This window comes from Treponema rectale (genome assembly GCF_014202035.1).
Classification (GTDB): Bacteria; Spirochaetota; Spirochaetia; order Treponematales; family Treponemataceae; genus Treponema_D; species Treponema_D rectale.
Window position 1 is genome coordinate 898,976 of record NZ_JACHFR010000002.1, and the last position, 12,533, is coordinate 911,508.

General features: G+C 40.6%; 13 protein-coding genes. 7 read left to right on the forward strand and 6 right to left on the reverse strand.

The genetic code is table 11. From position 1 onward, the window contains the following. The first annotated feature begins 13 nt into the window (after positions 1-13). Both HNP77_RS08365 and HNP77_RS08370 read left to right on the forward strand, forming a co-directional pair. Positions 14-571 carry a Smr/MutS family protein gene (locus tag HNP77_RS08365; protein ID WP_184652714.1) on the forward strand — a complete coding sequence of 186 codons (558 nt, stop codon included), beginning with the start codon at positions 14-16 and terminating at the stop codon, positions 569-571. A gap of 19 nt (positions 572-590) precedes the next feature. After that, positions 591-1,166 carry a DnaJ domain-containing protein gene (locus tag HNP77_RS08370; protein ID WP_184652715.1) on the forward strand — a complete coding sequence of 192 codons (576 nt, stop codon included), beginning with the start codon at positions 591-593 and terminating at the stop codon, positions 1,164-1,166. A gap of 94 nt (positions 1,167-1,260) precedes the next feature. Here HNP77_RS08370 and infA read toward each other — a convergent pair whose 3' ends face one another. Then, positions 1,261-1,482: a translation initiation factor IF-1 gene (gene infA, locus HNP77_RS08375; RefSeq protein WP_184652716.1), complete on the reverse strand. Its 222-nt coding sequence runs from the start codon at positions 1,480-1,482 to the stop codon at positions 1,261-1,263. 98 nt (positions 1,483-1,580) lie between these two features. Between infA and HNP77_RS08380 the strand changes: the two genes are divergently transcribed. Further along, entirely contained in the window at positions 1,581-1,937 is a 357-nt protein-coding gene (locus HNP77_RS08380; RefSeq protein ID WP_184652717.1) for a TraR/DksA family transcriptional regulator, read from the forward strand. A 64-nt stretch (positions 1,938-2,001) separates the two neighbouring features. On the opposite strand, the gene HNP77_RS08385 is transcribed toward HNP77_RS08380, so the two are convergent. Genes HNP77_RS08385 through HNP77_RS08395 form a run of 3 tightly spaced genes read right to left on the reverse strand, consistent with a single transcriptional unit; the run spans position 2,002 to position 6,042 of the window. Next, complete coding sequence (locus HNP77_RS08385; RefSeq protein WP_184652718.1) at positions 2,002-2,865, reverse strand: histidinol-phosphatase; 864 nt, start codon at positions 2,863-2,865, stop codon at positions 2,002-2,004. After that, positions 2,847-4,808 (reverse strand): response regulator, encoded by a 1,962-nt coding sequence (locus tag HNP77_RS08390; protein WP_184652719.1) that lies wholly within the window; start codon positions 4,806-4,808, stop codon positions 2,847-2,849. Before HNP77_RS08390 ends, HNP77_RS08385 begins: the two co-directional genes overlap by 19 nt. Continuing rightward, positions 4,789-6,042, reverse strand: coding sequence for a response regulator (locus tag HNP77_RS08395; protein ID WP_184652720.1), 1,254 nt, complete (start codon positions 6,040-6,042; stop codon positions 4,789-4,791). The genes HNP77_RS08390 and HNP77_RS08395 overlap by 20 nt, the downstream gene beginning before the upstream one ends. Before the next feature lie 154 nt (positions 6,043-6,196). On the opposite strand from HNP77_RS08395, the gene HNP77_RS08400 reads away from it, so the two are divergent. From HNP77_RS08400 to HNP77_RS08410, 3 genes are all read left to right on the forward strand, one after another. Next, positions 6,197-6,766 (forward strand): DJ-1 family glyoxalase III, encoded by a 570-nt coding sequence (locus HNP77_RS08400; protein ID WP_184652721.1) that lies wholly within the window; start codon positions 6,197-6,199, stop codon positions 6,764-6,766. A 169-nt stretch (positions 6,767-6,935) separates the two neighbouring features. Then, positions 6,936-9,221 carry a patatin-like phospholipase family protein gene (locus tag HNP77_RS08405; protein WP_184652722.1) on the forward strand — a complete coding sequence of 762 codons (2,286 nt, stop codon included), beginning with the start codon at positions 6,936-6,938 and terminating at the stop codon, positions 9,219-9,221. A 127-nt stretch (positions 9,222-9,348) separates the two neighbouring features. Further along, complete coding sequence (locus HNP77_RS08410; RefSeq protein ID WP_184652723.1) at positions 9,349-9,585, forward strand: transcriptional repressor; 237 nt, start codon at positions 9,349-9,351, stop codon at positions 9,583-9,585. A gap of 81 nt (positions 9,586-9,666) precedes the next feature. Here the strand turns inward: HNP77_RS08410 and HNP77_RS08415 are convergent, their stop codons facing one another. After that, positions 9,667-10,206: a flavin reductase family protein gene (locus tag HNP77_RS08415; RefSeq protein ID WP_184652724.1), complete on the reverse strand. Its 540-nt coding sequence runs from the start codon at positions 10,204-10,206 to the stop codon at positions 9,667-9,669. 33 nt (positions 10,207-10,239) lie between these two features. Next, complete coding sequence (locus HNP77_RS08420) at positions 10,240-10,893, reverse strand: TetR/AcrR family transcriptional regulator (protein WP_184652725.1); 654 nt, start codon at positions 10,891-10,893, stop codon at positions 10,240-10,242. Positions 10,894-11,139: 246 nt separating this feature from the next. Between HNP77_RS08420 and HNP77_RS08425 the strand changes: the two genes are divergently transcribed. Then, positions 11,140-12,465, forward strand: a complete 1,326-nt coding sequence (locus HNP77_RS08425) for a pyridoxal-phosphate dependent enzyme (protein WP_184652726.1) — start codon at positions 11,140-11,142, stop codon at positions 12,463-12,465. Positions 12,466-12,533 lie beyond the last annotated feature (68 nt).

The following is a 12,533-nucleotide window of genomic DNA, read 5'->3' on the forward strand; positions in this document are numbered from 1 at the left end:
TTCAGGTGGTAAAATGAATTTTGGTGATATATTGAATCAGTGGGATGATGTTCAGCGTAATTCCCGTAAACCTTCAAAGCAGAGTCAGGTTTCTCATAAAAAGGCAAATGCTCCAACAAAGGAAGAGAAGCTTGCCATGGCTCAGGGATACAGTTATGAGCAGCAGATGCGTGCAGATAACAGCCGTCGTGCCAATCCTATGGAAGTCTGGCTTAACCGTTACGGAACGGTTGATAAAGATAAGCTTAATGAAGAAGTTCAGGAAAATGCCCGGCTTCACGATATAAATTATTTGAAATCCCTCAGGGCCGAAGCTGTGATTGATCTGCATCAGCTGACAAGAGATGAAGCCTGGGAGAGAATGACTGCTTTTGTAAACGAAAGCGTCAGAAGGGGATTAAAAAAGATTATGTTCATTCATGGCAAGGGCAATCATTCAAACGGCAGTGATCCTGTACTTGGTCCGGCCGTAAAGCTTTTTATTGAACAGGATAAGAGACTTGGTCTTTCAGGACATCCGGACCGCAATAACGGCGGTAATGGTGCAACCTGGGTTATTATAAAACAGTGATTCTTCTTATGAGGTGTTAATGGAAAATTTTTACTCAGTACTGGGTGTAGCGGAAAATGCTTCTGCTGATGAAATAAAAAAAGCATACAGAACTCTTGCCTTTAAGTATCATCCGGACAGAAATGCCGGAAATGTTCAGGCAGAGGAAATGTTTAAAAAAGTTAATGAGGCTTACTCTGTACTCAGTGATGAGGAAAAGCGCAGAAGCTATGATTACAGCCGGTCAAATCCTCAGTGGAATGTTTATGGAAGCAGTCAGGGATTTTATAACGGTCAGGCTTCCGGAAGCAGGAACGGTACGGATAATCAGTATACGGATCCCTTTGAAGCATTCTTTAATTTTGGAAATCAGTCAGGCTATCAGAGACGCAGTTATTATTATGAAGAGCCGCCCCGCAGAAAGACTCGTCCGAACCGCAGGATGATAAAAAAACTTCTTGCCAACAGTCTTCTGCAGATGTTTGGTTCTGCTGCCGTAATGATGCTTGTAGGGCGTTATATTTTCTTTGTATCCCTTATATGTTCAGTAACGTTTATAAAGTCACTTATGGATTCTGTTACCTGTATAGGATATCTTCTGAAAGAAAAGAAGTGATGTTAAGCGGGTCTGACGATTAAGTAAAAAATTCAGGGACAGCCTTTCTTATGAATTACGGGCTGTCCCTTTTTTTTGAGTTTAGCTGGCAGGATTATCTTTCGCGGAATATTATTCTGCCGCGGTTCAAATCATAAGGTGAAAGTTCAATCTTTACGCTGTCACCAGGAACGATTCTGATGTAATGCTTACGCATTTTTCCGCTTAAATGTGCAAGAATAATGTGCTTGTTCTGAAGTTCAACACGGAACATTGTGTTTGGAAGTGCCTCTTTTACGATTCCTTCGACTTCAATAGCTTCGTCTTTGTTTGCCACGATTCCTCCAAAAATTTGTTTGCCTTTTTGATAAAAAGCACGTACAATATGTGGCATATTATCTATAAAACATAGAAAAAGGTCAACAAGAGGATTTTATGAAAAAAGAATTTATTGAAAAACAGAAGAAAAAGCTCATTGCACAGCGCAATGAAATTCTTGAGTCACAGGCCGGACGTAATGAACAGCTTTATAAGTTGAACGGTTCCGGAGAATCTGGTGATGATGTTGATATTGCATCTGATACTATTGACCGTACTTTGCTTAACTCTCTTGGAGAAGCAGATCAGCGCCGTCTTCAGATGATTGAACGTGCCCTTGAACGTATTGCAAAAGGTACATACGGACTTTGTCTTCTCTGCAATAAACCGATTCCAGAGGGACGTCTTGAAACTCTTCCTTATGCTGCTCTCTGTGTTGACTGTCAGACAAAAGAAGAGCGTCGTAACCGGTAGTTCTATGAGTGCATATTAACCGGTCATGTCAGGCTGTCTGTAAGATTTTGCTTCAGGTGACCGGTTATATCTTCTGAAATGACAGGCAGCCTTCTTTTATGAAGGCAAGCTCGCTGTAGCCGGCATCCAGTGCGTAACGGCGGGCGCTGTCGTACCAGAAAGTAATGTGTTCCGTCCTGTGTGCGTCGGTATTAATCATGACCGGAATGTTTTCTCTGCATAGAAGTTCAAGAAAATATGGAGAAGGGTACGGCTGGTTAAGATAGCCTCGTGCAATTCCGCCGGTATTGATTTCTACGCATACTCCGGCTTTTTTTATTGCCTTTACAGTGGCTTTTACCTCACTTTTATACCATGATGCATTTTCGTCGAAGCGCTGTTCTTTTGAGTTCTGTTTTCTGATGAGGTCAGGATGAGCAAGAATCGTAAAAGTGCATTTACTGAGCATTTCCCGTTCTGTTTCAAAATATGCGGCTACTGCTTCTTTAATGTTTTTACAGCCGGCTTTTAATGTTTCTGCAGGAAAGTCCTTTACGCTTGCATCAGCTTCAAAACAGCCTTTTTCGCCGGGAACAAAATGCACGGCACCTATAAGGTAATCCGGATTCCATTTAGAAAAATTTGATATGTCCGGAAGGGCATAGCCTTTTATGTAGTCAGCTTCAAATCCCAGGAATATATCCATCTTTCCGCTGTAGTCTTTTTTTAATGAGGCAACGGCGGCTGCATATTCATCATAGCGTTCAGGCCTCAGATGCCATTCGCTTGAAAACTGCTGGAGGGCGTGGGAAGAAAAGCCTAAAGACCTTACGTCTCTGCTTAAGGCTGCTTCTGCCATTTCTGCAAGGCTGTTGTGTCCGTCGCAGAAGTCAGAATGCACGTGGTAGTTTGAGTATATAAAGTTTTCGTTCATAATGTTGATTTCCATGTTTTTATAGTCTGTTTCAGTTCAAGGAAGTCCAGACAGAATTCCGTCCTCAAGGCTTCAAGTTCTACGAGGTTTTTCTGCTTTGCGTTTATGTTCATGCGTTTTGCAGTTTCTGTAAGTTTACGGGCGCTTATTGCGGAACTGCTGCCTTTGAGGGTATGAGTGTAAAGTTCAAGTTTTGCAAAGTCGCTGCCTCTTTCAATTTCTGTTTTAAGGGCTGCAAGAATTGCTTCCGTCTGTTCAACGTAATCTTCTATGAGGGATACGGCAAGTTCAGGATCATTGTTTGTAGTATCCGTAAAATCCTTGATGTCCCAGAGGTCTGCAGTCTTAATGTTGATGTCTGCAAGGGAAATAACTTCTTTAGCCTCAGGGAAGGAAAGTACTGTGTTCCATTTTTCAAGAACCTGCCTGATTCCGTCTCTTTTAAAAGGCTTAAGAAGAATGTCATTTATTCCCAGAGTCTGGTAGGTTTTAAAGTCTTCCGGGTCGTTGTTTGCGGTACAGGCGACTATGATTCCCTTGAAGTTCATCTGGCGTATTTCTATTGTTGCATCGATACCGCTTTTAACCGGCATGAGGATATCCATGAAGATAAGGTCAATTTCCGGATGTTTTTTAATCTGCTGAACGGCTTCTTCTCCGTTATCTGCGCTGTAAACCTGTGCCCCGAATTTTTCAAGGAAGGTAATGATGATTTTTCTGTTGACCGGATGGTCTTCTGCAACAAGGATTTTTTTACCTGAGGCAACAAGAGTTTCTTCTTCTGCAAGCTTTTTCTTTTTTTCTTCTGCAGTATTCTGTTCTGTACCGGCAGCAGATTTCTGAGAGAATGCGTCTTTTAACAGGGTAATAAGGCTGTCTCTTTTTATAGGTTTATAGATGTAGCCGTTATACCAGTTAAGCATTTTCATTTTTGCATCTTTACCCATCTGTCCTTCAGGAACCATGAGGTAAAGCTTTATGTTTTTAAGTTCAGGATTGTGGTTTATTTCTGCTGCAATGTGCCATCCGCTTAAAGCCGGCATTTTCAGGGTAATGAAGGCAATCGTAAAAGGACGCTTTTCCTTAATGGCAGTACTCATTTTTGAAAGCGCGTCGTGTCCGCTGGAACTTGTAACGACATCTTTTATCCCCATTGCAGTAAGTTTTGATTTGAGGGATTTTAAAGAAAGCTGGCTGTTATCTACGATAAGTATTCGTGTTTTTGCCGGTATTTCAATAAGCGGTTCTTCGGATTCAAAGACGGATTTTTCCATGGGAATGGTGAACCAGAAATTTGAACCCATCTGTCCGTCGGAGTAGATTCCGATTTTTCCTTTCATGACCTCTACAAGATTTTTTGAAATGGCAAGACCAAGTCCGGAACCTCCGAATTTTCTTGTAGTACTGGCATCTACCTGATAAAAGTCGTTGAATACAAGTTTCTGCTTCTGAATGTCAACGCCGATGCCTGTATCAATTATTTCAAAAAGCAGGTGACGTTTTTCCATTCTGAGCCTTACCATTATAAAACCCTTTGCCGTAAACTTTACCGCATTTTTTATAAGGTTGAGGATTATCTGTTGAAGCCTGGTAGGGTCTCCCATTATCTGTCGGGGAATGTTGTAGTCTATGTCTGTAATGACTTCCAGTTTTTTGTTGAAAGCTTCAATGGCAATAAGATCAACTACCCGTTCAGTAAGTTCAACTACGTCAAAAGGAATGTTTTCAAGTTTGAAATTTTCTGAGCGGATTTTCGTAAAGTCCAGGACATCGTTTGCCAGCTGAAGGAGGGCGTTTGCACTGAATTCAATCTGGTGAACATATTCAGTCTGTTCGTTGTCCAGCGTCGTATCCTGCAGGAGTTCCGTTGTACTTATTATTGTCTGAATAGGTGTCCTTACTTCGTGCAGGGTACTGGCAAGAAAACGGCTTCCCTTATCAATTGTGAAATTGTCCATTTACAACCTCAAGTGCTTTTTTGATTATAACGTTAGGCTTCTGAGGCTTTACAAGATAGCTTTTTGCTCCCAGAGAAAGTGCCTGTATAACTGCTTCTTTTTGGGTTGCCTGTGAATAAACAAGAATCGGGGTTTCAAAATTCTGACGCTGAAGCCCCTGAAGAATACTGAATCCGTCTATGTCAGGGATGAATATATCCAGGATTACAAGGTCAAACTGCTGTTTAGAATTAACCGCCTGTAGGAATTCTGCACCGGTAGGGAAAAGGAAAGTTTCTGCGCTGATGGTGTTAAGTGTACTCTGAAGGATTTTTCTGATTACAACATCGTCATCAACGACTGCAACCTTCATTACAGTGCCTTCTTCTTCCATTTCTGCAGGAGTTTCTTCCACATTGCGCATTTCGATTGAGCCGGTAGAGGCATCGTCTGTTGTTTCGAGAATGCGGTTGTTTATTACTTCGTTAATATTGCGGGAAGAACTTCTGCTTTCTATAAGGCTTCCCATGATGGAACCAAGATTATCCGTTACTTCGTAGCCGTAGTATTCCGGATGACCGTCGATGATATCCTTTACGAATTCGCTTAAAGAAAGAATCTTTATGTTGTTTTTGCTGATCTGTCCGTCTGCCGTAAGGTTTGTAAACAGCAGTTCAAGATTTGTAATATCCATGAAGGTAAGGGACAGGTTTGTAAGCATCAGGACAAGCTTTGGCGTGTTTAACTGATTCTTTTCTATTATGTCCATAAGCCTGTATTTCAGCAGGATGATTTTTTCTCTGTTAAGTCCCCGGGCAAGTTCTACGAAGATAATGTTCTGGTTAAGGTGAACGTCCAGTACGCAGGGAGTTGTATCCATGGAAAAGGATGCCCCGAGAATGTGACTTACTGACTGAAAGAAAACGTCAAATTTTATAGGTTTTGTAAAATACTTTACGACACCGAACTGTACAAGATTTGCTACCGATGAGCGTTCAATTACAGGACCGGTTATGATTATCGGAATTTTGCGGGCATTGGGATCAGAGGATTTTTTTTCAAGAAGTTCCTGAATTTCCGTATCAATAATATCCGTTGTTTCAATAATAATCAGATCCGGAATAATTGTAATGAGTTTAGTGTATGCGTCTCTTTTGCTTTCCGCAGATTCAAGGGCAACCTGCTCTGACTTGAATTTATCAGTGAGAAACTGTGTAAAGAGTGGAGATCCGTCGATTAATAATACTTTTCGCATACTTGTACTAATTTTACTTTTTTGAAGGGGAACTTTCAATAATAATTTTAAAGCTTGTGGCAAATTTTATTAAGTATATCCGTTCAGGTAGCGGATAATTTGTTTTTGCGCTAAAGTTTAACTGAGGAATTATATTTTTATTTTGGAGTTGAAAATGAATGCAGTTGTATTTCTTGCAGACGGATTTGAAGAAATAGAGGCCCTTACTCCGGTAGACTATCTGAGGCGTGCCGGGGTAAACGTAACAGTTTGTGCCACTGGTACTTCTTCAAGGACTGTTAACGGTGCTCACGGAATCCAGGTTTTGGCGGATATGACTCTTGATGCCTGGATTGACAGTTGTGAAGAGCTTCCAGATGCAGTTGTGGTTCCAGGAGGAATGCCGGGTGCAAAAAATATTTCTGAGTGTGCAGCAGCTCTTGCTCTTATAGAAAAGACAGCAGAAGCAGGAAAACTTGTCTGTGCAATTTGTGCTTCTCCTGCAGTTGTTCTTTCAAAGACTTCTGTACTTGAAGGAAAAAAATGGACCTGCTATCCGGATATGGAATCAATAGCAGGAGAAAAAGCCTGTGCCCTTCATGAATGCAAAGCTTTTGTTCATGATGCAAACCTTATTACAGGACGTGGCCCTGGTGCTGCAGAAGAGTTTGCCATGGAAATTGTAAAGACACTTTGCGGTGCGGAAGTTTATGGAAAAATAAAAGCCGGTTCCGTACAGCGTTAGTTTTTTCAGCGTGTTTATAGAAGAATTACCGCTTTCATTTTGACTGAGGGCGGTTTTTTATTGTGAATCTTATGCAATATACCGCATATGTTAATGAGAAAAAATCTAAACAACGCAGCATCAGGCAGGTACGCTGACAAAAATTGAATGAATCTGTAAAATCTTTCTTATGAAGGTATATAAAAAAGTAATTTCATTTATGACAGTACTGGTCTTGCTGAGCTGGAATCTGCATTCTCAGTCCGGTAATGGTTCCGCTTCTAAAAAAAGACCAAAGGTTGCTCTTGTACTTAGTGGCGGCGGTGCGAAAGGGCTTGCAGAAATTCCTTTGCTTGAGGCTCTTGAAGAAGAAGGCATTCCTGTAGATATGGTATTGGGAACAAGCATGGGTTCTCTGCTGGGATCTCTGTACTGTGCAGGTTATTCTCCTAAAGAAATCCGTTCATTCATGACGGAGCTGGATCTTGTTTCGATTATCAGTGAATGGCCTCAGCCCAGTCTCAGGGTTCCTGCTTATGCTCTGACTACAAAAAACGATAATTATTTTTCTCTTCCGTTTTCTCTCTCTCAGACAAAAGTTGGTGCAGCTCCAGGATTTTTAGGGGATCAGAAAATACTTAACATGCTTTCTACTTACTTGAGTAAAGTTGGAGATATTGACGATTTTGATAAACTTGCAGTTCCTTTCAGGGCAGTTGCAGTTGATGTTAGTACCGGAAAGGAAGTTGTATATAAAAGCGGCTCACTTGTAAGGGCTGTCAGGGGAAGCATGTCTCTGCCAGGTGTATGGGTTCCTGCGTTGATGAGTGACGGAACTTATGTAATGGACGGAGGTCTTCAGAATAATCTTCCGGTCCGTCTTGCCATTGAAAGCGGTGCAGATATTGTAATTGCAATGGATGTTGCCAGTTCTGTATATAAAAATCCTGAAGAAATTGATGATTTTCTTTCTGTGGGAATTCAGATTTTCAACATGATTATTTCGACAAATGCAGTTGCTCAGCATAAGCTTGCAGATCTTCTTTTGATTCCTGATTTAAGGGAATTTTCTACTATGGATTTTTCTCGTCCGCAGCAGATTATTGAAGCCGGAGAACTCTGCGTAAAAAACAACAGGGATGCGATTCATCAGATTGCACTTCAGCTGGAAAAGCAGGGGGTTGTCCTTGAAAAGAAAAACTATGACAGAGTCAGTATTTATGATTCCCTTAAAGTAAAAACTATAGAAAAGTTTGTAATAAAGGACATAAGTTTTAAAGAAAAGGTTCCCCTTCCTTCTGAGGACAGGTTCAAAAGGTTTGTCGGAAAAAAACTTGATCTGGCAACAACAGAAAAACTTGTAAGGCTTCTGGATGATTTAAGGATGAGCTACCATCTTGCATCTTTTTCTTTTGAAGCAAAGGCTGGTTCTGATGATGAGCATTGTACCGTTGAAATTCTTGCAAATCATTACGGCTATCAGCTGAGTAAATTATTTTTTGGCGGTAATCCTTCTGCAGGAATTACAAATGTCCATACAGATTCAGGGGTAAGGTTTTTTGTTGTTCCTGATTTTACTGCCGGTGCTTATTTGCTTGGAAATGTTGAGCTTCTTGCTCATCTTTCTTTTGGTAATACCAACGGCTTTGATTTTTCTATTCTTCCTTATTTTGCAAAATGGAAAGATTTCAGCGTCAGATTTGATGCAGGAGCAGGAGTTTACTTTGGTAGTCTTGAACCGGCAACAAACATTATTGACGAAGACAGATATACAGATGATGATAAAGGTTTTTTACTCCACGGTGGACTTCAGTTCCGTTTTATAGACAGAATTACAGCATCAGCAGGAATCAGATATGATTACAGTTACATCAACTCAACTGAAGAAAGTATAAGTTTTCCATATCTGTATTTTGACAGCGTATTTAATACTTTTAATGATGACCTTACGGATTTTAAAGGCGTTAAAATCGAATTTTTAGGCAGGGGAGGCGGTTACGGCGACGGAGTTCCATATTACTCCTTTGAAATAATGTACAGGCACCGGTTTGAGCTTTTGCGTAACAGAACTTCCTTAGGTATTGAGCTTAGGGGTGCTAACGTTCATTTTCCTTATGAACTTAATTCCGGTTATGGTGATTACGGCGGTTTTTATGGAATGTGCGGCTATCCGCAGTTTACTTATAAAAGGGATTTTGCCATAGCGGGGCTTACTTTTAATCAGAAGCTTTTTTCTATAATGGGGATTCCGGTACATATGATTGTTCAGGCCAAGGCAGGCATTAAGGATAATTATGACCCGTATGAGTGCAGTAACGAACCTTCAGATTCCTGGTTTGCAGGATTCAACAGCCTGGAGCAGATTACTGGAGGCGGTGCGCTTTATTTTGTTTTGAAGACTCCTCCCGGAAACATTTATTTTGGAGGCTCTTTTAATTCAAACGGTCAGTATACTCTCAGCGTTGGCCTTATGTAAAAAACTCGTATTGCATTTTTATTCTTAGGGTTGTTGACAATTAACTTTAGTTAACATAAACTAATATCAGTTAGTTATTAACAACTATGTTTTCTTTCATGGCTGTCAGGAAAGGGGTTGAATAAAAATGAGCGATAAACTTGAGCAGATAGTGAGTGCTTTCAAGAAGAAAGGTTGTCGTGTTACCAGACAGAGAGTGAATTTAGTAAGCACGATTTTAAAAAATCCCGGATGTTCGTGTAAAGAGATTTTTTATCTTGCTAAGAAACAGGATGATTCCATAGGTCGTGCTACAGTTTACAGAACTGTCCGCTCTCTTGAAGAACTGGGCTTTATAAAACCTCAGAGTATCAACATAATCTAAAAAAAATGCTGCACTGTAAGTGAAGTGCACTTCAGAGTCGGGTTTCTTAAGCGCAGCGTATTCTTTTTAATCTGACATATTTTATTTTCTTTGCTCTTCCATTACTTTTATTATTTCACCGATGTACATTGTGTGAAAATCATCCTTGCGGTAATTCTGCTTGCATATAAGTTCATCTGCAAAAGAGTAAGGATCAAATTCCTGCGCATAGAGTTTTCTGCAGAAAATTACAAGCCTTGCCTGTTTTATCCACGGAGTTCCGTTCATGTATTCTACATCAAGTTTAGCAGGTCGGAATTTATCTCCGTCTCTTCCTGAGTGGCTTCCGCAGTATTCAAGGGCACTCTTGTATTTTTCACTTAAGATACTGAGCGAGAATGTATCGGTCTGATCAATGATTTCTTTTGTATAGCGCTGTGGACGAAGATATATTGTTGCAACCGGCTTGTTCCATAAGACTCCGCATCCTCCCCAGCTTGCAGTCATGGTGTTCGGGCGTCCTGTTATAAGCTTTCCTTCTTCATCCTGTTTTGTCGTGCACGCACTTACAAGCATGTAGTCTTTTCCGATCATTTTGAACGGATTGTCTGTAATTGCTTCTGGTCTGATAACTTTAAACATTTTCTTTTCCTTTAATTAGTTTTGTTTTGCTGATTATTTTAAAAGTTCGGCAAACTTTTCAATGTAGGCATTTATTTTTTCTATTGCGGCATCATCACTTTTTGCATTTGCCATTTTATCTGCATTTTTTTCCGGGAATGGCAGCATGTCCTTTTTGCGTTCAAGAAGATAATTGCTGAGCATGTCGTTTATTGCGGAACAGAACCACATGGCAGTGGAATGAACATCGTTTGAATCAAGATTTATTTTTTCATTCTGAATCAAAGAAAGCAGGACTTTTTCTGTCTGAGAGATGAGGGCTGTCTTCTGCGCCTGAATTATATCCATAACTTCCGGAGTAAAATATTTCTGACTCTGAATAAAAGTATAAATCTGAATCAGCGGCTGTTTTTCATGCATCTTGAAGTAGCGGTCTACTATTCCCTTGAGAACGGTTTCTGCCGGGTATTTTTTTGAAACGGAATCAATGTCTGAAGGAATGAAACTTATCTGTTCAATGTATTCCTTGCAGGAACGGCAGGTTTCTTCAATAAGGTGTTCCCTGCTGTTGAAGTGATTGTAGATGGAAGCTTTTTTTATGTTAACGCCTTCTGCTATGTTTGCAAGGCTTGTTTCTCCTGCTGATTTGTAGAAGGCTGTATTCAGCATGCTTTTTATAATCTGATCCTTTGTATTTGAATCCGGCATATAATCCTCCTGACTAACGATAGTTAGCATCAGTATATATCACCCGTATTAATTTGTAAAGAAAATGGAACTTTTTGCGTACTTTAGTTTTTTATTGAGGGGGTAGTACAAACCCTCAAAACGGGACGTATTATCAGGGAAATCCGTTTTATAATCAGATAAAGTGCCGGATTCTAAAGACGGTTTTCAAGACTTTCTTAACATTAGTTTGTTTGTTATAATTGAATCAGATATTCAGGAGATGCTATGCGTTTTGTCAGTACAAGAAATGCAGATAATATAGTTGGTTTCAAGGAAGCCGTTACCAAACCTGTTACTGCTGACGGTGGTCTTTACGTACCTTATGCAGCAGATGATTTGAGGCGGTGGATTCTTTATGCTGATGAAAATACTTCTTTCTCAAGTCTTGCGGGGGCTCTTACTTCAGCTCTCGTTAATGAAGAATTCAGCCCGATTATTTGTGAAACCATTGCGACAAGAGCATTCCGGACAGATCCTGTTTTAAGAAAACTGGACGATAATCTTTTTATATTTGAGCTTTATCATGGTGATACCGGTACTTTTAAGGACTATGGGGTTGCTTACCTTACATCTGCGCTGGAAACCATACTTCAGCTTCACGGAGAAAAATCCATTCTTCTGGATGTAACTACAGGTGAACTGGGAGCGTGTATGTCCAGAGCCCTTAAGGATAAAAAGCTTTTAAAGTCTGTTCTTGTTGCCCCAAAGGGAAAATTCCGTGGTTTGAGCGAAGAGGATTTTGCCTGGAACGGCGGAAATATTTTTCCTGTAGAAGTGGACGGCACGGAGGAAGACTGTCATAATCTGGTCCGCAGTATTTTTTCTGACAGGGAACTAATTGAAAAATATAATCTTACCGTTGCAAATACTGCCAACATCGGACGGCTTCTGCCTCAGGCTTTCTTTTATACCTACGCTTTTTCAAGACTTAAGAAGCAGGTAAGCGGCGACATTTATTATGCCCTTTCTGCCGGTAATTACGGAAATCTTGTATCCGGTCTGTACGGATGGCAGCTTTCTCTTCCGGTAAACGGTTTTATTGTTCCTGCATCAAAGGAGATTCAGTGTGATCCTGTCGGACGCTGTGTCGTAATGGATGGAATGATACCGGTTGAACAGCGTAAGCCGATAGATCCTTCTGACCCGTCAAATGTGGAGCGCCTGGAAAATGTGTTTAAGGCAAATTCCCTCATGCTTCACAGTTTTGTTTTTCCGGCAGAAGTTTCTCAGGAAGATAAGAATTCTGCCTGCAGGGAACTGTTTAAGAAGTATCATGTTTATGCAGACAGTGATACTTCCGCAGCTTATGCAGCTGCATTAAAACGCAGTGAGATTTGTGAGGACGACGGCTGTGTAGTAATCGTTGCCAGAGACGATCCGTTTATGGATAAGGATTTCCTCAGACATAATCTTGGGGAAATTCCTGAGGCACCTGCAAATGTTAAGGCTGCATTTTCTCCTGCGGACTGTCCTCGTCCTGCAATTAAGCCTGGTGACAGGGAAGCCCTCATATCAGTACTTAATTCCCTGAATCTTCTTCGTATTTTTTAATTCAGGTCTTTATAAAAAAAAGAGCCGTCATTACCGGAATCAGTTTTCCGATAGTGACGGCTCTAATG